Annotated in this window: 21 protein-coding genes and 1 riboswitch; of the genes, 7 read left to right on the forward strand and 14 right to left on the reverse strand. The window is 69.8% G+C overall.

Annotated elements, in window-relative coordinates; translation table 11 throughout:
• The first annotated feature begins 170 nt into the window (after positions 1–170).
• Together ASG12_RS19895 and ASG12_RS19900 are read left to right on the forward strand one after the other, a co-directional pair.
• A complete protein-coding gene (locus ASG12_RS19895) occupies positions 171–1244 on the forward strand; it encodes an isocitrate/isopropylmalate dehydrogenase family protein (RefSeq protein WP_055793445.1) in 1074 nt (357 codons plus the stop codon).
• A gap of 28 nt (positions 1245–1272) precedes the next feature.
• A complete protein-coding gene (locus ASG12_RS19900) occupies positions 1273–1758 on the forward strand; it encodes a PPOX class F420-dependent oxidoreductase (RefSeq protein WP_055793447.1) in 486 nt (161 codons plus the stop codon).
• A 245-nt stretch (positions 1759–2003) separates the two neighbouring features.
• On the opposite strand, the gene bluB is transcribed toward ASG12_RS19900, so the two are convergent.
• Genes bluB through hpt form a run of 3 tightly spaced genes read right to left on the reverse strand, consistent with a single transcriptional unit; the run spans position 2004 to position 4638 of the window.
• Positions 2004–2675, reverse strand: coding sequence for a 5,6-dimethylbenzimidazole synthase (bluB, locus tag ASG12_RS19905; protein WP_055793449.1), 672 nt, complete (start codon positions 2673–2675; stop codon positions 2004–2006).
• A complete protein-coding gene (locus tag ASG12_RS19910; RefSeq protein WP_055793450.1) occupies positions 2672–4051 on the reverse strand; it encodes an amidase in 1380 nt (459 codons plus the stop codon). The genes bluB and ASG12_RS19910 overlap by 4 nt, the downstream gene beginning before the upstream one ends.
• A gap of 5 nt (positions 4052–4056) precedes the next feature.
• Positions 4057–4638, reverse strand: a complete 582-nt coding sequence (gene hpt / locus ASG12_RS19915; RefSeq protein ID WP_200932823.1) for a hypoxanthine phosphoribosyltransferase — start codon at positions 4636–4638, stop codon at positions 4057–4059.
• Between the two features lie 308 nt (positions 4639–4946).
• Between hpt and ASG12_RS19920 the strand changes: the two genes are divergently transcribed.
• A complete protein-coding gene (locus ASG12_RS19920) occupies positions 4947–5627 on the forward strand; it encodes a hypothetical protein (protein ID WP_156378198.1) in 681 nt (226 codons plus the stop codon).
• A gap of 23 nt (positions 5628–5650) precedes the next feature.
• On the opposite strand, the gene tilS is transcribed toward ASG12_RS19920, so the two are convergent.
• The 3 genes from tilS to dacB are packed head-to-tail and all read right to left on the reverse strand — an operon-like array spanning position 5651 to position 9041.
• Positions 5651–6613 carry a tRNA lysidine(34) synthetase TilS gene (gene tilS / locus ASG12_RS19925; protein WP_055793454.1) on the reverse strand — a complete coding sequence of 321 codons (963 nt, stop codon included), beginning with the start codon at positions 6611–6613 and terminating at the stop codon, positions 5651–5653.
• Positions 6592–7668 (reverse strand): zinc-dependent metalloprotease, encoded by a 1077-nt coding sequence (locus ASG12_RS19930; RefSeq protein ID WP_235457663.1) that lies wholly within the window; start codon positions 7666–7668, stop codon positions 6592–6594. The genes tilS and ASG12_RS19930 overlap by 22 nt, the downstream gene beginning before the upstream one ends.
• Positions 7665–9041 carry a D-alanyl-D-alanine carboxypeptidase/D-alanyl-D-alanine endopeptidase gene (gene dacB / locus ASG12_RS22190; protein ID WP_162243453.1) on the reverse strand — a complete coding sequence of 459 codons (1377 nt, stop codon included), beginning with the start codon at positions 9039–9041 and terminating at the stop codon, positions 7665–7667. The genes ASG12_RS19930 and dacB overlap by 4 nt, the downstream gene beginning before the upstream one ends.
• Before the next feature lie 182 nt (positions 9042–9223).
• Here dacB and ASG12_RS19940 point away from each other — a divergent pair, with 182 nt between their 5' ends.
• Positions 9224–9736: an inorganic diphosphatase gene (locus ASG12_RS19940; RefSeq protein WP_055793458.1), complete on the forward strand. Its 513-nt coding sequence runs from the start codon at positions 9224–9226 to the stop codon at positions 9734–9736.
• 79 nt (positions 9737–9815) lie between these two features.
• Here the strand turns inward: ASG12_RS19940 and ASG12_RS19945 are convergent, their stop codons facing one another.
• Together ASG12_RS19945 and ASG12_RS19950 are read right to left on the reverse strand one after the other, a co-directional pair.
• Positions 9816–11711, reverse strand: a complete 1896-nt coding sequence (locus ASG12_RS19945; protein WP_082502179.1) for an MDR family MFS transporter — start codon at positions 11709–11711, stop codon at positions 9816–9818.
• Positions 11708–12283, reverse strand: coding sequence for a MarR family winged helix-turn-helix transcriptional regulator (locus ASG12_RS19950; RefSeq protein WP_082502180.1), 576 nt, complete (start codon positions 12281–12283; stop codon positions 11708–11710). The genes ASG12_RS19945 and ASG12_RS19950 overlap by 4 nt, the downstream gene beginning before the upstream one ends.
• Before the next feature lie 158 nt (positions 12284–12441).
• Here ASG12_RS19950 and alc point away from each other — a divergent pair, with 158 nt between their 5' ends.
• Positions 12442–13446: an allantoicase gene (gene alc, locus ASG12_RS19955; RefSeq protein ID WP_055793920.1), complete on the forward strand. Its 1005-nt coding sequence runs from the start codon at positions 12442–12444 to the stop codon at positions 13444–13446.
• Positions 13447–13563: 117 nt separating this feature from the next.
• Here alc and ASG12_RS19960 read toward each other — a convergent pair whose 3' ends face one another.
• Positions 13564–14859 (reverse strand): aminotransferase class V-fold PLP-dependent enzyme, encoded by a 1296-nt coding sequence (locus ASG12_RS19960; protein ID WP_055793460.1) that lies wholly within the window; start codon positions 14857–14859, stop codon positions 13564–13566.
• 37 nt (positions 14860–14896) lie between these two features.
• A riboswitch (SAM riboswitch) is annotated at positions 14897–15012 on the reverse strand.
• Between the two features lie 141 nt (positions 15013–15153).
• On the opposite strand from ASG12_RS19960, the gene ASG12_RS19965 reads away from it, so the two are divergent.
• Complete coding sequence (locus ASG12_RS19965) at positions 15154–16263, forward strand: isochorismate synthase (protein ID WP_235457665.1); 1110 nt, start codon at positions 15154–15156, stop codon at positions 16261–16263.
• A 10-nt stretch (positions 16264–16273) separates the two neighbouring features.
• On the opposite strand, the gene ASG12_RS19970 is transcribed toward ASG12_RS19965, so the two are convergent.
• The 5 genes from ASG12_RS19970 to ASG12_RS19990 all read right to left on the reverse strand — a co-directional run bounded on the left by ASG12_RS19970 (position 16274) and on the right by ASG12_RS19990 (position 20135).
• The gene (locus tag ASG12_RS19970) at positions 16274–17284 is read right to left on the reverse strand and encodes an acyl-CoA dehydrogenase family protein (protein WP_156378200.1); all 1011 of its coding nucleotides are present in this window, start codon (positions 17282–17284) and stop codon (positions 16274–16276) included.
• Entirely contained in the window at positions 17274–17900 is a 627-nt protein-coding gene (locus tag ASG12_RS19975) for a DedA family protein (protein ID WP_055793464.1), read from the reverse strand. The genes ASG12_RS19970 and ASG12_RS19975 overlap by 11 nt, the downstream gene beginning before the upstream one ends.
• Positions 17901–17923: 23 nt before the next feature.
• Complete coding sequence (locus ASG12_RS19980; protein WP_082502239.1) at positions 17924–19126, reverse strand: O-succinylhomoserine sulfhydrylase; 1203 nt, start codon at positions 19124–19126, stop codon at positions 17924–17926.
• A gap of 33 nt (positions 19127–19159) precedes the next feature.
• Entirely contained in the window at positions 19160–19573 is a 414-nt protein-coding gene (locus ASG12_RS19985; protein WP_055793924.1) for a rhodanese-like domain-containing protein, read from the reverse strand.
• 67 nt (positions 19574–19640) lie between these two features.
• Positions 19641–20135 (reverse strand): Rv0361 family membrane protein, encoded by a 495-nt coding sequence (locus tag ASG12_RS19990; RefSeq protein WP_055793468.1) that lies wholly within the window; start codon positions 20133–20135, stop codon positions 19641–19643.
• Positions 20136–20229: 94 nt separating this feature from the next.
• On the opposite strand from ASG12_RS19990, the gene ASG12_RS19995 reads away from it, so the two are divergent.
• On the forward strand, positions 20230–21243 hold the full coding sequence (locus ASG12_RS19995) for an ABC transporter substrate-binding protein (protein WP_055793470.1): 1014 nt from the start codon (positions 20230–20232) through the stop codon (positions 21241–21243).
• The last annotated feature ends 10 nt before the right edge of the window (positions 21244–21253 follow it).

Genomic DNA, 21253 nt, shown 5'->3' on the forward strand with positions numbered 1-21253 from the left:
GTCCCTTCGATGTAGGTACACCTGAACTGTCAGGCTACCTGTCAACGTCGCGGCACGACGCAGCGTTCCCGGACGACGGTACGACCTTCCGGCGAAGCGGACTCGCAGGTCAGCGGTCGGCCGCGGCACCCACAGAGCCCGTCGGGCCGACCGGAGGAGACCCACCACCCATGACCGGACGCCGCATCGACGTGGTGACGATCCCCGGCGACGGCATCGGCCCCGACCTTCTCGCCGGCGCCGTCGCGGTGATGCGTGCGGCGGCGGCACAGGTCGGCGTCGCCCTCGACATCGAGACCATCGACGCAGGTGCGGAGGTGTTTCGGGCGACCGGCTCGGCGTTTCCCGCCGATCGTCTCGACCGGTTGCGCGCTGCCGACGGCGTGCTGAAGGGGCCGGTCGGGCTGCCCGAGGTACGCCACCCCGACGGCACCGAGGCGGGCGTGCTCGGCGGGATCCTGCGCCCCGAACTCGACACCTACGCCAACGTGCGACCGGTGCGGCTGCTGCCCGGGATCGCCGGCGCGACGCGGCATGCACCCGGTGAGATCGATTACGTCATCGTGCGCGAGAACACCGAGGGTCTCTACCTCTCGCGCGGCAACGGCGTCGCCACCGCCGAGGCCGCCGTCGACCAGTTGATGGTGACCCGGGTCGGCGTCGAACGCGTCGCGCGGTTCGCGTTCGAGCTCGCCCGCACCCGCGCCGGTGCACCCGCCGACGGCGTGCGCCGGGTGACCTGTGTCGACAAGAGCAACGTGCTGCGCAGCTACGCGCTGTTCCGGTCGGTGTTCGACAGCGTGGCCGCGCAGTACCCCGACATCGCCGCCGAGCACCTCTACGCCGACGCCGCCGCCCACGACCTCGTGGTGCGCCCCGGGCGGTTCGACGTCCTGGTGATGGAGAACTTCCTCGGCGACATCCTCAGCGATCTCGGCGCAGGGACGGTCGGCGGTCTGGGGATGTGCGCCTCGGGCAACATCGGCGAGCACGCCGCCTACTTCGAACCGATCCACGGCAGCGCACCCGACATAGCGGGCACCGACCGCGCGAACCCGATCTCGCAGATCCTCAGCGCCGCACTGCTGTTCGACCACGCCGGTGTCGGTGACGCCGCCGATCTGATCCGGACCGCCGTCGTCGGGGCGCTGGGCGAGGCGACGCTGCGGATCGGTTCCGACGGATGCCCGGTGGGCGGGACCGCCGCCGCGGTCGCCGAGATCCTGCGCCGCATCGACGGCTGAGCGGCGCGCCGGTCGCTACCGTGGTGTCGTGGCCAGAAACATAGCGACCAACGAGTTCGTCGAGCTCGACGAACTGCTCGACTTCGTCCGCACCCGACACAACCTCGTCCTCACGACGACCCGTTCGGACGGCACCCCGCAGATGTCGCCGGTGACCGGCGGTGTCGACGCCGAGGGACGCATCGTCATCTCGACCTATCCGGGTCGGGCGAAGACCCGCAACGCCGAGAAGCACCCGGAGGTGTCGGTGCTGGTCCTCTCGGCCGAGTTCAACGACGCCTGGGTGCAGGTCGACGGGACCGCCGAGGTGCTGCACCAGCCCGAGTCGCTCGAGGGACTCGTGGAGTACTTCCGGTCGATCTCCGGCGAACACCCCGACTGGGACGAGTACCGGGCGGCGATGGCGACGCAGAACAAGTCGCTCATCCGCGTCACCCCCACCCGCTGGGGCCCCATCGCGACCGGCGGCTTCCCCCAGGACGTCGCCGACAAGCTCGACGCCCAGGACTCCTGACCCCCGATCGGGCACTTATCCCTATCGATCGGGCAGTTACGCACGTCGATCGGGCAGTTACCCCCGTCGAACGGGCATTTCCGCACGTCGAACGGGCACATATCCGCATCGAGCGGGCAGAAACTCAGGAGCAGGGGATCTAACTGCCCGTTCGATCGATGTAGGTGCCCGATCGACGCACTTAAGTGCCCGATCGACGCGTATTAGTGCCCGATCGACGCAGTTAAGTGCCCGATCGACGGGGTTTACTGCCCGGTCGGCGGGGTGGGCCAGCGGTCGGTGAAGAGGAGGTCGTCGAGGGGGCGCTCGGTCGCCCATCCGGTCTCGACGAGCATCGGACGCTCGTAGAACTCCTCGACCGGTCCGAGGCACAGGATCGCGACCGGCTCGGCACCCTCGGGGAACCCGAGGAGATCGCCGAGTGCGGCCGGGTCGAACAACGACACCCAGCCCATCCCGTACCCCTCGGCGCGCGCGGCGAGCCACAGGTTCTGGATCGCACACGACACCGACGCGAGATCCATCTGCGGCATCGTGCGGCGACCGAACACGTGTCGTTCGCGGTGGTCCCCGAGCGCGACGACGAGCACCTCGGCGGCGTCGGATATGCCCTCGACCTTCAGCGCCATGAAATCGTCGGACCGCTCCCCCAGCGCGTCGGCAGTACGCATCCGCTCGTCTTCCACCAGGTCGCGGATCGACGCGCGGACCTGTGCGTCGGCGATGCGCACGAATCGCCATGGCTGCATCAGCCCGACGCTGGGCGCGTGGTGCGCGGCCGCCAACAACCTCCCCAACACGTCGTCGGGCACGACACCACCCGCGAAATGCCTGATGTCACGGCGCTTCTCGATCACCCGGTAGACCGCGTCGCGGTCGGCGGGCGGGAACCGATCGCACGGTCCGGGAGCGGTCACAGCCCGTCGAAGCCGGGTGCGATGCGGGGCCACGGTCGGGCCTGTTCGATCTGCGCGGCGAGTCCGAGCAGGGTCGCCTCGCTGCCCGGTCGGCCGAAGACCTGCACGGCCATCGGTGTCTTCGACGCCGGGTGCACACCGAACGGCACCGACATCGCCGGCCACCCGAGCAGGTTGATCAGTCCGGCGAACGGCGCGTAGCCGATGTTGGCGTACATGTTCGCGAGCCAGCCGCGCTCGCTCCACCGCGCGGCGTCGATCGGGGGTCGCGCGAGCATGGGGGTCATCGCCACGTCGGCACCGGTCTCGTCGAGGTAGCGCTCCACGCGGGCCACGGTCGCGGACTTCTGCTGCTCGGTGACGAGTCCGCGCCGGTTCACGATGCGACCCAACGCCGTGTGCCGGCGGCTGCGCTTCTGCAGCTTGCTCAGGTCGCCACCCTGCCCGGCGATGTCGTCGGCATCGGCGGCCGCACCACCCACCCACCGCAACATCAGTGGTGCGGGGTTCGTCGGGTACGGCAGGTCGGCGGTGGTGATGTGGTGACCGATCTCTGCGGCGACCTGCGACGCCGCGGTCAGTGTGGCGGCCCAGTGCGGGTCGGTCGACCCGATCGCGAGGGGGAAGTTGTCGGCCACCACGATGCGCAACGCGGAGGCGTTCGACCCCGTCGCGGCGGTGGCCAGGGACATGTCGTCGGCCATCACCGCGAGCATCAGCCCGGCATCGGCGACGGTGGTGGCGAGCGGGCCGTTCTCGGCCATCCCGTACCAGCCGTTGCCACCGACCTGCGGCGGGACGACGCCCGACCCGGGTTTGATGCCGAACAGTCCGCAATCGGCGGCGGGGATGCGGATCGACCCGAGACCGTCGTTGCCGTGCGCCAGCAGCACCTGCCCGCTGGCGACCGCCGCGGCCGAGCCACCCGACGACCCACCCGCGGTGAGGTTGCGGTTCCACGGGTTGCGGGTGATCCGATCCGGGCTGTCGGTCGCGCCGAACAGACACAGTTCGGGCACCGCGGTGATCCCGACGACCACCGCGCCGGCGGCGGTCAGCCTCGACACGATCGCGTGGTCGGCCGGTTGCGGATCGTGCACGGTGGCAAGGGATCCGATGGTCATCGGCTCACCGGCGACGGCGACGTTGTCCTTGATCGCGATCGGCACACCGGCCAGCGGCAGCGAGCCCAGGTCGGTCCGTCGGGAGAGTGCGGCGGCCTCGGCGCGGACGGCGTCGGCGCGCACCCGGACGAATGCGCCGACGTCGGAGTCGCGGGCCGAGATCCGTGCGAGCGCGTCGTCGACGGCCTGCTCCGGACGGACCCGACCGGCGGCGACGTCGGCGGCGAGAGCGATCGCGGTCGTCATGGCCATGCCGCTCAGCCCTGGTAGACGTTCGGGTTCAACCGGCCGATGTAGGGCAGGTCGCGGTAGCGCTCGGCGTAATCGAGTCCGTAGCCGACGACGAACTCGTTGGGGATGTCGAAACCGACCTCGGCGATCTCGACGTCGCGGCGCACGGCGTCGGGCTTGCGGAGGAGCGTGCACACGGCGATCGACTTCGGGTGCCGTGCGCTGAGGTTCTTCAGCAACCACGACAGGGTGAGGCCCGAATCGATGATGTCCTCGACGATGAGGACGTCGCGACCGGCGATGTCGCGGTCGAGGTCCTTGAGGATCCGGACCACACCCGACGACGACGTCGCCGAGCCGTACGAGCTGACGGCCATGAACTCCATCTGCGACGGGATCGGGAGTGCACGTGCGAAATCGGTCATGAACATGATCGCGCCCTTGAGGACACCGATGAGGACCAGGTCGTCGTCGATGTCGGGGTACCGGGCAGCGATGGCCTGCGCCAGCTCGTGGGTGCGTTCGGCGATCTGCGCCTCGCTGATCACCACGGCCTCGATGTCGTCGCCGTAGGGATCGATCCCGTAGCGGTCGCGGTTCTCGGTCACCCGTCAGCCCTCTCGCCGTCGACGCGCTTCTCGCCGTGGGCGCGTTCGAGGACAGCTTGTCACGTCCTGCCGTGAGGGCTGCAGACGAGGCCGGATAGTGGATAAGCTGCCCATCACGAGACGATCACGAGCAAAATTCGGGTTGGTACAACAGCGTGAATTTGCTGCAGCTAATATCGAATTTCTCCGACACCCCGGACGAACGCACGAGAACGCAGCTCTCGTGAGAAACCTCAACGGAGAGAACGCGAGATCGACACCGGAACACGTGTCGACCGAACGCTCGACAAGTGAACGGATGCACGGCCATGAAGATCAGAACCGCACTCGTCTCCGCAGCGGTGACCGTTGCCACCGCGACCGGCGTGGTGACCGCGACACCGGCGAACGCAGCTCCCGCAGCGACCCCGCGCGTCGATGTGTCGATCGCAAAGCAGTCCGTCTCGCTCTCCGCGAAAGACGGTTCACTGCGAACCAAGGACGACATGCTCGAGGTGCTGAACACGAACGGGCGCGTCGTGCGCTCGATGCCGCTGAAATTGACGATGAACAACGTGTCGACCCCGGTCAAGACCTCGATCAAGGGGCGCACCGCGACGCTGACGCCGCAGATCCCGGGGCGCGTGAACGCCAACGCCTACTTCAGTGATCCGCCGCGCACGCGCAAGCAGCGTGACGACCAGGCGCTGGCGACCCTCGCCGACAACCTCGGTGTCGCGACCGGCGTCGGCGGACTCGTCGGGTCGATCATCGGAGGCGGCCTGGGCTGCGTCATCCTGATCGCCACAGGTTGTCTACCCGGCCTCGTGACCGGTGCAGGTATCGGCGGCACCATCGGATCGCTGTCCGCCGGTGGACCGGTCCTGATCGGCAACATCAACGAGTACTTCAAGACCATCCGGTCGCCGTTCACCCCGCCGCCGGCCACGCCCGCGCCGGGGCGGCCGAATCCGGTGCCGCCACCCACGGTGCCCCGCCCGATCCGCTGACGCACTCCGCGATTCAGGTCTGATCAGCGCGGCGTCCGTTCGACGGTCAGCTCGACACCGTCGGCGACGACGCTGAGGCGGTGCGCGCTGTCGCCGCCGATGGCGACCGCGGCGTGCGGACGCGGGTCGAAGACGAGGTCGTCCACGGCCAGGATCAGTCGTTCCGTCGGTTCGGTCGCACCGACCGAGATCATCCATCGGCGGACCACCCTGCGCCGGATCGCCGCAGGTAGTGCCGCCAACACCGTGCGGTCGAGACCGTCCGTGCCACCACCTGCGTCGACGTCGTCGGCGAGAGCGTCGAGCACCTCGGCGTCCTCGCGGAGGCGGCGCGCGGTGCGCGCCAACGCGGGCGCCACACCCCCACCGAGGATGTCCTCGAGCACCGGCAGCACCTCGGCGCGCAGCCGGGCACGGGCGAAGCGCGGGTCGGTGTTGTGGGGGTCGTGCCAGGGTTCGAGGCCGAGCTCGTCGCAGGCGGCGTGCGTGACCGACCGGCGCAGCGCGAGGAGCGGCCGACCCCAGGGCGACGCCCACGCGACCATGCCCGCGATCGAGCGGGGCCCCGAACCGCGGCCGAGGCCCAGCAGCACCGTCTCGGCCTGATCGTCGAGGGTGTGGGCCAGCAGCACCGGCGCACCGTCACGGGCGTCGTCGAGGGCGTCGTGGCGTGCGCGGCGGGCCGCACCCTCCGGACCACCCCTGGTCGACACCGACACCCCGATCACCTGAGCCCGGGCACCGAGGCCGCGCGCCTGCTCGGCGGCGCGGTCGGCGACGGCACGCGAATCCTTTTGCAGCCCATGGTCGATGACGAGGGCGGTCACGGCCAACCCCGCCGCGACCGCGCCGGCGGTCAGCGCCAACGAGTCGGCGCCGCCGGACAGACCGACGCAGACCTCGTCGCCGATCGGGTGGCTGTCCGCGAGATCGACGACGGCGCCGACGATCTCGCGGAGCGGGCTCACAGGACCCGGTCGATCCATCGTCTCGGTTCGTCGATCTCCTCGGGGAGCGGCATCGTGTCCGGTCCGGTCCAGATCGCGTTGAAGCGCGCCATGCCGACCGTCGCGACGACCTCGTCGGTGAACGCCTTGCCCCGGATGTACTGCGCGAGTTTGGCATCCATGCCGATGAGCGACCGCAGCAGTTTCTGCAGCGGGTTCTGGGGACGCTTGCGGCGCTGGTCGAAGGCCGCGCGGATGCGTTCGACGGTGGGCACGTGGCCCGGCCCGACGGCATCCATCACGTGGTCGGCGTGCCCCTCGAGGAGGGTTCCCAGCATCATCAACCGGGTGAAGGCGTCGTACTGCTCGGGCGTCTGCAGCAACTGCATCGCACCGAGAACGCCCTTCTCCCGCGGCTTCTCGGACTTCAACGCCGCCGAGATGCGCGCGACCATCTCGCCGCCCGACTCCCCGTTGTCGGCGCTGATGAGCGCGATGTTGTCGAGCATGTAACCGCGCAACCAGGGGTTGGCCGAGAACTGGACCCGGTGGGTGACCTCGTGCAGGCACACCCACAGCCGGAAGTCCGACGGCACCACCTTCAGTGACCGTTCGACCGCGATGATGTTGGGCGTCACCAACATCAGCACCCCGTCGTCGCCGGTGCGCGGGTCGGGCGAGAAGGGGTCGTACTGGCCGAGGATCGCTCCCGACAGCAGCGCGAGCAGTCCACCCGCCTGCACGCCGCCGAGACGGCCCGCGAGGTTCAGACCGCCGGGCGATCCGGGTTGGCCGCCGCCGAGCATCGACGACATCGACCGGGCGGCGGCGTCGATCCACTGACCGCGATCGAGCACCGACGCGGTCGGGACGGGCAGGCCGTCGGCGAGACCGGTCACCTCACGCACCGGGGCCTCGGCGGCGACGGCGGCCGAGGCCAGCTCCGACCGCGCCGCCTCGAGGGTGTAGCGCGTGGTCAGCGGGCCGGGCCGGGCGATGCGGCGACCGATCCCCGCGGCCACGCCCCAGTCGATCTGCGCGCCGGGCGGCCGGGCATCGGGCGACGGGGCGGCGGACGCGTCCGGGGTGCTCACCGGCAGCCGCAGTCGCGCAGGCGGGTCACGACGGCGTCGAGGGCCGGGCGGGCCCGGTTCGCGTCGGTCCCGTTGGACAGCAGGGCGAAGGTGAGCACGCGGTTCTCCCGTGTCTGGACGATGCCGGCGAGGGTGTTCACGTCGGTGAGGCTGCCGGTCTTGGCCTTGATCCATCCGGCACCCGACCGGGCGCCGTTGCCGAAACGGTCGGCGAGCGTGCCGGTGGCGCCGGAGATGGGCAGCATCTCGACCAGCGGACGCAGTTTCGCGTTGCCGCTGCCGGCGGCTGCCCGCAGGATGCCGTCGAGCACCGCGGCCGAGAGGCGATCGCGGACCGACAGCCCGTTGGTGTCGCTCAGCGAGACCCCGGCGGTGTCGAGTCCGGCCGAGGCGAGGGTCGACTGCACGGCTGCGACACCACCGTCGAGGCTCGAGGGTCCGCCGGTGGCCTGGGCGACCTCGATGGCGATGGTCTCGGCGAGCACGTCGTCGGAGTCGACGAGCATGTCGCGCAGTCGGGTCTCCAGCGGTGCCGAGCGCACCGAGGCGATCTGCCGGGCACCGGCCGGGGCGGTCGCCTCGGTGACCGCGCTGCTCGGCACGCCGAGATCGGCGGCGAGCGCCTTGCCCGCGGCGACGGCCGGCGTCGCGCTGCGCGGGGAGTAGAGCGCGGTCGGGTCGATGCGTCCCGAATCGGCCATCACCGACTGGATCGGCGCGATGCTGCCGCCTGCGATGTCGGCGGTCTCCCACGACGGCGCGAACGACGTCCCGGTGTAGAGGCCGGTGTCGACGGCGACCGAGGTGACCCGGACGCCTGATCTCTCGATCTGCGCGGCGAGGTCGGAGATGCGGGCGGCGTCGGTGAAGAAGCTCGCGGTGCCGTCGGGCTGCACCGACAGGGTCGGATCACCGCCGCCGACGAGCACCACCTGACCGCCCGACCCCACCACGACCGAGGTGGTGATCTGCTTGTCGAGCGGAAGGGTTAGCAGCGCGGCGGCCGCGGTGAGGACCTTCGTGGTGGAGGCGGGGATGAACGACCGCTGCGGTGACGCCGACCAGAGCACCTGGCCGGTGACGGCGTCGGAGATCTGACCGCCGAGGTCGCCGAGCGCCGGGTCGGCCGCAGCCGACGCGATCTGGGCGGTGATGCCGGCGCCGGTGGGTTCGGGCGCGTTCGCCGCGACCGGTTGCACCACGGGCGAGACCGTGACCAGCGCGGGACGGGTGGGGACGTCGGCCGACGACGTGCTGCTCTCGGAGTCGACCGACAGCGCGACCACGACGACCACCGCTGCGACGACCACCACGGCCAGCAGAGGGATCACCGTCCACCAGACGTTGCCGCGCCTGCCCGCTCGTGCGTTCACACAACTCCTCATCGCGTCTCGCGGGCGACACCGCTCGCCACGGCCGATCCCGCCCTCGCCACACCTGCGACCAACAGTATCGTTGTCGACGTTTGCAGACGCCGGTCGACAGTGGGCCGGGTCCGCGCGCAGCGCAATCCGCCGGAACCGACCGGCGATCCCCACCGGAGAGGACACCAGTCGTGGAGTTCGACGTCACCATCGAGATCCCCAAGGGCGCACGCAACAAGTACGAGGTCGATCACGAGACCGGCAAGGTCTATCTCGATCGCTACCTGTACACCGCGTTCGGCTACCCCGCGGATTACGGCTACATCGACAACACCCTGGGCGAGGACGGCGACCCGCTCGACGCGCTCGTGCTGCTGCCCGAGTCGGTCTACCCCGGCGTGATCGTGCGCTCACGCATCGTCGGTATGTACCGGATGTCCGACGAGGCCGGTGGCGACGACAAGCTGCTCGCCGTTCCCGCCAAGGACGTCCGCTGGGATCACATCCAGGACATCGGCGACGTCTCGAAGTACGAACTCGACGCCATCTCGCACTTCTTCGAGCACTACAAGGACCTCGAGCCCGGCAAGGAGGTCACCCCGGGTGGCTGGACCGGCCGCGCGGACGCCGAGAAGATCGCCGAGGAGGCCATCGCGCGCCTGGCCGAGCAGCCCGATCACGCGAACGATCCCTCGCGCGGCTGACACCGTCCCCACCTACGACTCGACCCCGACACTCGCGTGGAGTGTCGGGGTCGAGTCGTCTGTGCGATCGGAGGGCCGCTCAGGCCTCGTGACGACCGGAGTGGTCGTTCCCGCCCAGCGGCGGCACGTTGTCGGCGCCGGGCGCGCGTCCCACCTCGTGACGGCCCGGTCCGGCCGCGTCGGCCTCGTGGCGGCCGTGGTCGGCGGCCGGTGTCGCGGCGGCCACCGATTCGGCCGGTGAGACCTCGACCGGCGCGGATTCCGCGTCGAGCGCCTTGGCGTCGGCGAGATCCTGTGCGGCGGCCTGCGATCCGGAACCCGAGCGCAGCGGCACCTCTTTCCAGGTGAACACCGCGATCAGCGCGATGATCGACATCAGCGACACCGACAGGAACACCAGGTCCATCGAGTCGGCGAAGCCGTCCTTGATGGGCGCGGCGATCGCACCCGGCAGCTTGGCGATGATCGAGGTGTCGTTGAGGACCCCACCCGAGGCGCCGGTGTTGCCCGACGCGAGGCCCTGACCGAACTGGGCGACCGACGGGTCGGAGCTCGCGGCGGCCTGGGCGATGCCCTGACGGAACTCGGCCGAGGGCGCCACCTTCTCTATCTGGTCCTTGATGTTCGGCCCCATCGCCGAGAACAACACGGAGAAGAACACGGCCACACCGAGCGTGCCACCGATCTGACGGAAGAACGTCGCCGACGACGTCGAGATCCCCATGTCCTTGGCGGGCAACACGTTCTGCATCGCCAGGGTCAGCGGCTGCATCAGATTGCCGAGGCCGAAGCCGAGGAAGAACGCCATCAGCATCACGAGCCACAGCGGCGTGGCGACGCTGACGTAGTGCATCAGGAACGTGACCACCGTGATCAGCACGACGCCGATCATCGGGAAGATCTTGTAGCGACCGGTCCGCGAGATCGTCTGGCCGGAGATGATGGAGGCGCTCATCAGGCCCACCACCATCGGCAGCAGCTGCAGGCCGGCGATCGTCGGGCTCGACCCGCGGATCACCTGGAAGTACTGCGGCAGAATCGAGATGGCGCCGAACATGACCGCACCGATGACCACCGAGATGACGATGCCCTGGCTGAAGATCCGGTTCTTGAACACCCGCAGCGGGATGATCGCGGCCTCGCCCATCGCCTTCTCGACCGAGATGAACGCGGCGATGCCGACGATGCCGATGATGTAGCAGACGACGGTCTTGTAGTCGCCCCAACCCCATTCGCGTCCCTGCTCGGCGGCGATCAGCAGCGGCACCACGCCGATGGCGAGAGCCAGTGCGCCCCACCAGTCCAGGCGACGACGCTCACCCTTGATCTGGTTGTAGTCGAGGACCTTGAACACCACGACGAGCGCGATGAGACCGATCGGCACGTTGACGAGGAACACCCAGCGCCAGCCGGTGATGAACAGGATGCTGTCCTGGCCGGCGAACAGGCCACCGAGCACCGGGCCGAGCACGCTGGAGGTGCCGAACACGGCGAGGAAGTAGCCCTGGTACTTCGCGCGTTCCCGAGGGGGCACGATGTCGCCGATGATGGTCAGCGCCAACGAGAACAGGCCACCGGCGCCGAGACCCTGCAGGGCGCGGTAACCGGCGAGCTCGTACATCGACGTCGCCGTGGAACACAGCAACGATCCGATGATGAACAGCGTGATCGCAGTCATGAAGAACGGCTTGCGGCCGTACATGTCGGAGAGCTTGCCGTAGAGCGGCGTGACGATCGTCGAGGTGATCAGGTAGGCGGTGGTGACCCACGCCTGGAGTGAATACCCCTGCAGGTCGTCGGCGATCGTGCGGATCGCGGTCGAGACGATCGTCTGGTCGAGCGCGGCGAGGAACATGCCGATCATCAGCCCACCCATGATGGTGAGGATCTGACGATGGCTCAGGCCACCGGGTTCGGTGGCGTCTGCTGCGCCCGCCTTCGGCTTGGCGCCGGAGATGGCTGCGTCGTGACTCATCGTGATGCCTTTGCGTGTCGTGACCGTGCAGCGAGATCGTCTGTCGTGTCGTGAATGTCGGAATCTGTGGTGGTCGTGGTCGGGTGGTCGGCGGGTGCGCCCACGGAGATGATCTGTTCATCATCGACCTGACCGGCGAATTGTTCGGCGGCATCGACGAAACGCGTCATGAGGCTCGCGAGGCTCCCGATGTCCCCGTCGGAGAACTCTCCGAGCATCGAGTCCATTCCGCTCATCCGATGGGCGCGGACCGCCTCGACCTGTCGACGACCCGAGTCGGTGAGGACGAGGATCGTGGCGCGGCCGTCGCGGGAGTCGGCCTCGCGACGGACGTATCCGAGCCCGACCAACGAGGCGATGTGCCTGCTGACCGTGGAGGGATCGGCGAAGAGCCGTTCGGCCAGCTCCCCGGAGCGCAGTGGCCCGACAGCGAGCTCGAACAGGCACTGGAACGCCGCGGTCTCGACCGTGCCGTCGGGCGTCCTGAGCTTGGTGACGACGAGACGCTCGCGGATGCGAGCCCACCGACCCAGCACCGCGATCAGCTCGTCCACGTTCTCGGGACGGGACATACTTCTCACCTCGAAAGAGTTTCATGCCGCAACTACTTGAACGGTGCAAGTATGCCAACGCACGGCGGAGCGCGCAAACGAGCTGCCGGCGCGGTACGGATCGGGCAGTAATCTTGGCGCTCGTGACCGACTCCACACCCCCCGCCGCGTTCACCGCGATGCCCGATCTCGCCCTGCGCAGCCTCGGCGGCGCCGTGATCACCAGGACCGACGCGCTGTTCGCCGAAGCGGAGAACCTGATCGTCCCCGCGGCGTCGGAGTACCGACCCGCCACCTTCGGGCACGTGGGCCAGATCTACGACGGCTGGGAGACACGGCGACGCCGACCGGGCGGCTCTGCGCCGGACGCGTCGGCGGTCGACCGCGCCATCGTGCGACTCGGTGTGCCCGGCGTCATCCACGGCGTCGTCGTGGACACCTCGTGGTTCGTGGGCAACTTCCCGCCGACGGTGTCGGTGGAGGCCGCCGTCGTCACCGGCTTCCCGCCGGCACACGAGGTCGTCGACGCGGACTGGCAGACCATCGTCGAGCGGCAGCCCGTCGCCGGCGACACGGCCAACCCGATCGAGGTCGCCTCCCGCGACCGGTTCACGCACGTGCGGCTGTCGATCTACCCCGACGGCGGTGTCGCCCGACTGCGCGTGCACGGACGCGGTGTCCCCGATCCGCAGTTCCTCGACCACGGGCCGTTCGATCTCGCCGCGCTCGAGAACGGCGCCCGGATCAGCGCCTGCTCCAACATGTTCTACGGCTCACCGAACAACCTGCTGATGCCCGGGCGGGCACGCTCGATGGGCGAGGGCTGGGAGACCTCACGACGCCGTGACGACGGCAACGACTGGGTCGAGATCGACCTCGCCGCCCAGGGCGTGGTCTCGCTCGTCGAGCTCGACACCAGCTGGTTCCTCGGCAACGCGCCCGGGGAGGCGAGTGTGCGCGGGCGCGACGGGGACGACGGCGAGTGGTTCGAGATACTCCCCCGCACCCCGCTGCAACCCGACACACGACACCGCTTCACCGTCGACGTCGATCGCCCGATGACGCAGGCGCGCATGGACATCCACCCTGACGGGGGCATGGCGCGGTGTCGGCTGTACGGCACCGCCACCGACGCCGGCCGCGCCGATCTGCACCGCCGATGGGATCACGGCGAGACACGCTGACTGTGACGACAATCGAGTCGAGTGTGCCGACAGCGCACCGCGAGCCGACGACGACACGACGCACACTCGACGACGGGTTTCGGCACAGTCGGCGGCACTGAGAGGCGAGCGGTCAGGTTATGTGCGAGAGACCAGATCGGCGAGCGCGGCAGTGAGACGATCGATGTCGTCGGACCCGGTGCCGACGCCGAAGCTGACCCGCACGGCGCCTTCGGGGTGGCCCAGGTGGTGCAGCAGCGGGTGGGCGCAGAAGCGGCCGTCGCGGACCCCGATGCCGTGGGCGTCGTTGAGGTGTTCGGCCACCGCGCGCGGTGAGTGACCGTCGACGGTGAACGCGGCGATGCCGACGCGGTCGCGGCTGTCGGACCAGATGGAGAGTCGCCTGACGCCGTCGATCGCGTCGAGCGCGTCGTCGAGACGGGTGCGCAGTCGGTGCTCGTGCAGCCCGATCCGCTCGAATCCGAGATCGTCGATCGCGACGCATGCCGCGGCGATCGCGATGGCACCCAACACGTTCGGGGTTCCGCCCTCGTGACGTGCGGGCCCGTTGCGCCAGGCCACCTCGACGGTGTCGTCGGTGGACGGATCGGTCGGGGGCACGTCGGCCGTCGCGCCGCCGCCGGCGAGGTAGGGCTCGGCGGCGTCGAGCCAGTCGCCGCGACCGACGAGGACGCCACATCCGAAGGGCGCGTACAGCTTGTGGCCCGAGAACACGAGGTAGTCGATGCCGTGTCCGGCGACGGTGATCGCGCGATGCGGGGCGAGCTGGGCGGCATCGACGAGGATGCGGGCACCCGCGTCGTGGGCGATGTCGGCGAGCTTCGCCAGGGGCAGCACCTCCCCGGTCACATTCGATGCGCCGGTGACGGCCAACAGCGCCGCGGGAGCACGGTGGAGTTCGGCGGCCAGCGCGTCGAGCGTCTCCGCGACGGTGGGTCGGCAGGTCACCACGCGGCACGTTCGGTCCAGCTCCGGCGTCGCCTTCGTGTCCGCCCCGGAACGCTGCCACGGCAACAGGTTCGCGTGGTGCTCGACATCGAGGACCACGGTGTCGCCGGGGACGGCACGGGCCAGGAGGTTGATGCCGTCGGTGGTGTTGCGGGTGAAGATCACGTGGTCGTCGGCGCGGGCACGCACGAACCCGGCCACGACCGCCCGGGCGTTCTCGTAGCGCGCCGTCGTGAGCTGCGACAGGTGCCCGGCACCGCGGTGCACGCTCGCGTACTGCGGCAGCGCCCGGGCGATCTCGGTGGCGACGGCGGTGAGGGCGGGTGCGCTGGCGGCGTAGTCGCCGTTGACGTAGCGCACGCGACCGGCGGCACAGTCGACGGTCTCGTCCGCACCGACGACGTCGGCGATCGGGTACACCGGCGCGAGCGCGGCGGGGGCGGGTGTGATGTCGGTGACAGACATGGTGGTCCTCGTTCTCGTCAGAGGACTCCGTGCGAGGAGTCCGCGCTTGCACACGTCCACCTCGGACGCGGCCTGGTCGTCACCCGGAGCACCCCACCGCGGTTGGAGGGTTGCCGGTCAGCAAGCCGGGGCTGTGCGCTGACACTCATGACCTGGCGACGAGAGTGACCGTCGGCCGCACCCGGTGTCAATTGCACTGTGGCGCGCGACACACCGCGGCGACCTCACGACGGCGTCGTGGTGGGCGGAATTGCGGTCACGGTGATCGCAATGCCCCCGGGTAGCGTTGATCGCGTGTCCTTCCATCTGTCCCGCCCGCACGGTGCCGTGCACGCGGGCACCCCGGTGGCGCGATTCGCCGACGCCGCCGACGCCGTCGCCGCGATCGCCCGGGGCCGCCGCGACGGCACCCCGATCGCGGTGGTCGGGGCCATCGCGTTCGACGAGGCCGCACCCGACGCGCTGATGGCCGTCGACACCCTCGAGCACCGCGAGCCCGATGCCGGCTCGGCCGCTGTACACGCCGTACCGGTCACCCTCACCGCGACGATCCCGACACCAGGGGTCCACGTCGCCCGCGTGGCCGCGGTGATCGACCGGATCGCCGCGGGCGCGGCCGACAAGGTGGTGCTCGCCCGGGCCATCGAGTTGTTCGCCGCCGCGCCCGTCGACATCGACGCGGTGGTCGCCGCGCTGGCGGCGGGCAACCACGAACACAACGCCTTCCGGGTCGACCTCTCGGCCGCCGGCGGCGACTTCGTCGGGCGCACCCTGGTGGGTGCGAGCCCGGAGTCGTTGGTGCACAAGACCGGTGACCGGGTGACGTGCCGTCCCTATGCAGGTTCGGCGCCACGGTCGAGCGACCCGGCGATCGACGCCGCCCGGGCGGCCGCACTGCTCGACTCGGCGAAGGACCGGCACGAGCACCGGATCGTCGTCGACTACCTGACGTCGGTGTTGGGACCGCTGTGCACGACGTTGTGCGTCCCCGACGAACCGATCCTGCTGAGCACGGGCGAGATGTGGCACCTCGCCACACCGATCGAGGGCGTGCTGCGCGACCCCACGATGACGTCGTTGGATCTCGCGCTGCGTCTGCACCCGACCCCGGCCATCTGTGGCACGCCGACCGCGGCGGCTCGCGATCTGATCCTCGTCACCGAGGAGCCCCGCGACTTCTACGCCGGGGCCGTCGGCTGGTGCGACACCGCCGGCGATGGCGAGTGGATGGTGAGCATCCGCTGCGCCGAGATCGCCGCCGACCGTCGGACGATCCGCGCGTGGTCAGGGGGTGGCGTGGTGGCGCAATCCGATCCCGAGGCCGAACTCGCCGAGACCACCGCCAAGTTCGGCACCATCCTGCGCGCTCTGGGCGCGATGGATCTGCTCACGGTCGACGACTGATCGCCCCAGATCACCGGGGCTGCGGGAGCAGGCGGATCAGCATCTCGTCACGAATGGCGGGCCGACTGGCGCAGACCGCGCAGAACAACGCCTCTCGGACGAGCCGAGCGGGCGTGGATCCCGTCAGCACCGAGCGACTGCCCGTGGCGGCGGCGACCGACGTCGCCAGTCGCATGGCGAGTTCATTGGCGGCGGCGCGATGTCGGTACAGCGCGTCGCCGTCGTCCATCGACGAGTCGAGATCGCGACGGATCCGCGACAACTCACGGTGGCCGGCGGCGGCGGTGTCGGCGAACTCACCGCGGCGCGCGGCCACCGCATCGAACTCACGAAGCGCCGACCGGCAGATGCCCAGCGCCAGCGCGGCATTGAGCCGGATGGTGATGTTGGCACCGCGGGGGCGCCGGTCGGCGGGCATGGAGGTGACGAGATCGTCGGCGCCGACCGCGACCTCGTCCCAGGCGAGGCTGACGGTGTTGCTGGCCTGGGCTGCGGCGAGATCGAGTGGCGTCGCGGCGAGACCCGCCGACGTCTCGGGACGCTCGATGGCGAACAGGTGCACCTGTCCGGTCGACTCCTCGTACGCCCAGACGCCGATCATGTCGATGATGCCCCATCCGGTGACGAGGGCCGACGACCCCGACAGCACGTACCCGGCATCGGCTCGGCGGGCGCGCAACGTCTGTCCGTGTGAGGCCATGCCCGCGTAGCTGACGCCGGCGATCATGTCCCCAGACCTCAACGCGGGGAGGAGATCGGTGCGTGCGCTGCCCGCCACCGCGAGCGCGACACCGTGGTGCTGCGCCCACACGAACCCGGTGGCCAGGCAGCCGGAGATGACGGTCTCGGCGACCTCCGCGAGGTGCGCACGGTCGTCGCCCAGCGCGACACCGAAGAGCCCGGCGCGGGCGAGTGCCTCGAAGTGGCCGGCCGGGATCGTGCCCGATGCGTCGACCTCGCCGGCCGCGGGAACCAATCGGGAGTCCACCAGCTCGCGGGCGGCGTCGATGCTACTGGGCATCGCCAGAGGATAGGGCATTCCGGTTGCGCCACCAGGCGATACCGACGTAGACCAGCACCGCTGCACCGACGATGAGTCCGCCGTAGAGCAGCAGTCGCGCACCGACGGCGGCTCCCACCAGATACCCGATCATCCCGACCGCGATGACCCAGATCAGTCCACCGATGACGTTCGCGGTCAGGTACAACTTCACGGCCATGCGGCTCATCCCGGCGACGAACGGCGTCAGCGTGCGGACGTATCCCACCCAGCGGGCGGCGATCACCGCAGGGATGCCCCTGTGCTGCACCGCGTGGGCGACCTTGTCCCACCGCTCAGCGCCGATGCGCCGCCCCAGTCTCGACTCGAGCATCCGCGGCCCGAAGTGCCGGCCGAGCGTGAAACCCGTTGCGTCGCCGCTGATCGCGGCCACACATGCGCCCGCGATCAGTACACCGATGCTGGTGTCGCCGACCGCGGCGGCCACCCCTCCGGTGAGCAGCGCGGTCTCACCGGGGAGCACGAGACCCACCAGTGCGGCGGACTCGAGGTACACCAGCGCCCACACCAGCAGGTACACGACCCAGGGCGGTGTCGTGGTGATGATCTCGACGATCCAGTCGATGACCGCCTGCATGAGGTGCGTCCCGCGGCGGCGGGTTACAGCGCCCGGTCGAGGTCGGCGAGCAGGTCGTCGACGCCCTCGAGGCCCACCGACAGGCGAACGACCCCGTCGGACAGGCCGATCGCCGCCCTGCCCTCGGGGCCCATCGCCCGGTGGGTGGTGGTCGCCGGGTGGGTGATGAGCGACTTCGCGTCACCCAGGTTGTTCGAGATGTCGATGATCTGCAGACCGTCGAGGACCTCGAAGGCGCGCGCCTTGCCGCCGATCCCGGTCGGGTCGCTGAGCTCGAAGGTGACCACGGTGCCACCGCCGGTCATCTGCGACGTCGCCAGCTCGTGCTGCGGATGTGATTGCAGGAACGGGTATTTGACCCACTTGACGCGCGGGTCGTCCTCGAGGAACTGCGCGATGCGCAACGCCGAGGCGACCGACGCGTCGACTCGCAGACGCAGGGTCTCCATGCCCTTGAGCAGGGTCCACGCGTTGAAGGGGCTCATAGCGGGTCCGGTATGCCGCATGAGGGTCTGCACCGGCCCGTCGATGTACTCCGTGGAACCCAACACCGCGCCACCCATCACCCGGCCCTGGCCGTCGATGTGTTTGGTGCCGGAGTACACGACGACGTCGGCGCCGAGATCGTGACCACGCTGCAGCAGCGGCGTGGCGAACACGTTGTCCAACACCACCTGCGCGCCGGCGGCGTGCGCCATCTCCGACACGCGCGCCACGTCGACGAGGGACTGCATCGGGTTCGACGGTGTCTCGAAGAACACCGCGGTGGTCGGCACCGACAACGCCTCTTCCCACTGGTCGAGGTCCTCGCCGTCGACGAAGACGGTCTCGACACCCCAGCGGGGCAGGATCTCGTTGCACACCACGAAGCACGATCCGAAGAGGCTGCGCCCGGCCACGAGTCGGTCGCCGGCCTTGAGCAGTGCGCCCAGGGAGACGAACACCGCGGCCATACCGCTGGCGGTCGCGAAGCACGCCTCCGACCCCTCGAGCAGGCGCAGTCGTTCCTGGAACATGGCGACCGTGGGGTTGCCGTAGCGGGAGTAGACGAAGCGTTCGTCCTCACCGGTGAACGCGCGTTCGGCGGCAGCGGCCGAGGAGTACACGTAGCCGGAGTTGAGGAACATCGCCTCGGAGGTCTCGTCGAACTGCGAGCGCATCAGCCCGCCGCGCACCCCGATGGTCTCTGGTGAGACGCCTTCGGGCAGTGGCGATCCCCCGCCGATCACCGTTGCGCGCCTGTCACGACCGACGCCCCGTCACGACTGGCGCCAGGGCAGGCCCTGGGCTTTCCAGCCCACGACGCCGCGTTGGCCGTCGGGGCCCAGACCGCCCTCGAAGCCCTCGGAGATGTTGTACGCCTGGGCGACACCGTCAGCGGTCGCGGCCTCGGCGGCACCCACCGAGCGCTGGCCCGACCGGCAGAGGAACAGGACCTGCTGGTCGTCGGTCACGCCCGCATCGCGGAGCTGGGAGACGAAGTACGGGTTGCGCTGCCCGTCGGGGAAGCCGACCCACTCGATCAGCACGACCTGCTTGCCGATCTCGGACAGCTCGGGAATGCCCACGTAAGACCACTCGGCGCGGGTTCGCACGTCGACGAGCACCGCGTCGGCGTCGGAACGAAGGATGTCCCAGGCCTGCTGGGGGGTCAGATCACCTGCATAGCTCACCGGAGAAGCGTTGCACACACCGCACCCGTCGCGCATCCGGGCACCGACCTCTGCCGGGTCGATCGGGTCACGGTCCCTTCGCGCCGCAGACCTTCCAGTCCTCGCTCGCCTTCACCAGCGTGATCGGCAGCACCTCGTCCTTCGGGTTCTTGGTGTAGCGCCAGTGCATGTTGGCCGTCGCCGACGACCCGGTGACCGCGGTCTCGGTGATGTCGGTGATGGTGATGTTCCCGTGCTCGGCGCGGGAGGCCTGGCCGCTCTTCTCGAAGGCCTCGTCGGTCGGGAACGAGGGTTGCAGCAGGTCGGCGGGGCAGCTCAAGGTGCGGAACTGGTCGTAGTTCACCGCGTTCTTCGCCGTGTAGTAGACGTTGATCGCCCTGGTGACCTTGGCGCTCTCGGTGAGACGCTCAGAACCGGGCTTGATCACGTGGAACAGCGCGATGGTCCCCACTGCGAGGACCACGATCACGACGGCCACCAGGAACGGCCACGCCGCCTTCCACCCGGGGTCGTCGGACGCGCCGGGATCGAGGGACGGCGAGGGAGTGTCGGTCGAGGCCATGGCAGCGATCCTATCGACGCGGCGGGCACGGCGGATTTGCCCGGATCGGCTCGCACCTGTCACTGTGGAGGTGAGGCTATCCTTAGGAGATTCGATGCACCGCCGCCGCGTACTCACCCCGCTCGTCGCCACTGCCACCGCTGTCGGTCTCGCGGTCGCCATCGGGGCGTGCTCGGCTCCGGACGACTCCGCGGCCCCGAGCAGCTCGATCTCGGCCGAGCCGAACGCACTGCCGGTGACGATCGACCACCGCTACGGCGACACCACCATCGACGCCACGGCTGCCCGCATCGCAACGCTGGGCCCCGGCGACGGCGACACGCTGCTGGCGCTGGGCATCACCCCGACCACGATGGTCCCGTTCTCCGACCCCACGGAGAAGACCGTGATCGCGCCCTGGAACGAGAAGATGCTGGAGGGCAAGGAGCCGGTGGTGCTCGGACAGGGGTCCCAGGACCTCTCCTCGGCCATCCCGAAGGCCCTGGCCACCGACCCCGACCTGATCCTCGCCGTGAACAACGCGGTGACGCAGTCGCAGTACGACAACCTCGCGAAGGTCGCGCCGACCGTCGTACGGCCCGCGCAGTACCAGGACTGGACGGTGCCGTGGACGGCGTCGACCACCGAGATCGGCCGGGCCGTGGGCAAGCCCGCCGAGACCGCGAAGCTCATCAGCGACACCCAGAGGGGTTTCGCCGACGCCAAGGCCGCGAACCCGCAGCTCGCCGGTCGTACCGGTGCGGTCGTGATCGGTTCGGCCGGCGGGGGCCTGAGCATCTACAGCCCCGGCGACGGTCGCGGCCAGATGCTCACCAACCTGGGCCTCGAGTTCCCCGCGTCGCTGCAGCCGAGCATCACCAACGGGTTCTACGGCTCGATCTCCGACGAGAACCTCGGCCTACTGGGCGGGCTCGACAAGCTCGTCGTCGTCGACTGGCAGGGCTCGACCGACGCCCTGCGTGCCAACCCCGCGTTCATGAACCTCGACGTCGTCAAGCGTGGTGACGTGGTCTTCCTCGACCAGGTGACCGGCAGCGCGATGTCGGTGCCGACCGTGCTGACCATCCCGTGGGTGCTGCAGAAGCTGGTGCCGCAGCTCGCGAGCTGAACCCCTCGAC

Origin of the sequence: Williamsia sp. Leaf354 (assembly GCF_001424365.1) — a bacterium.
GTDB lineage: Bacteria > Actinomycetota > Actinomycetes > Mycobacteriales > Mycobacteriaceae > Williamsia_A.

What these genes read in the sequence shown, in the direction of transcription:
- ASG12_RS19895 (WP_055793445.1), top strand. Translation starts at nt 171, where the DNA reads ATGACCGGACGCCGCATCGACGTGGTGACGATCCCCGGCGACGGCATC.
- ASG12_RS19910 (WP_055793450.1), bottom strand. Translation starts at nt 4,051, where the DNA reads ATGGCCATGACGACCGCGATCGCTCTCGCCGCCGACGTCGCCGCCGGT.
- ASG12_RS19920 (WP_156378198.1), top strand. Translation starts at nt 4,947, where the DNA reads ATGAAGATCAGAACCGCACTCGTCTCCGCAGCGGTGACCGTTGCCACC.
- tilS (WP_055793454.1), bottom strand. Translation starts at nt 6,613, where the DNA reads ATGGATCGACCGGGTCCTGTGAGCCCGCTCCGCGAGATCGTCGGCGCC.
- ASG12_RS19945 (WP_082502179.1), bottom strand. Translation starts at nt 11,711, where the DNA reads ATGAGTCACGACGCAGCCATCTCCGGCGCCAAGCCGAAGGCGGGCGCA.
- ASG12_RS19950 (WP_082502180.1), bottom strand. Translation starts at nt 12,283, where the DNA reads ATGTCCCGTCCCGAGAACGTGGACGAGCTGATCGCGGTGCTGGGTCGG.
- alc (WP_055793920.1), top strand. Translation starts at nt 12,442, where the DNA reads ATGCCCGATCTCGCCCTGCGCAGCCTCGGCGGCGCCGTGATCACCAGG.
- ASG12_RS19960 (WP_055793460.1), bottom strand. Translation starts at nt 14,859, where the DNA reads ATGTCTGTCACCGACATCACACCCGCCCCCGCCGCGCTCGCGCCGGTG.
- ASG12_RS19970 (WP_156378200.1), bottom strand. Translation starts at nt 17,284, where the DNA reads ATGCCCAGTAGCATCGACGCCGCCCGCGAGCTGGTGGACTCCCGATTG.
- ASG12_RS19975 (WP_055793464.1), bottom strand. Translation starts at nt 17,900, where the DNA reads ATGCAGGCGGTCATCGACTGGATCGTCGAGATCATCACCACGACACCG.
- ASG12_RS19990 (WP_055793468.1), bottom strand. Translation starts at nt 20,135, where the DNA reads ATGGCCTCGACCGACACTCCCTCGCCGTCCCTCGATCCCGGCGCGTCC.
- ASG12_RS19995 (WP_055793470.1), top strand. Translation starts at nt 20,230, where the DNA reads ATGCACCGCCGCCGCGTACTCACCCCGCTCGTCGCCACTGCCACCGCT.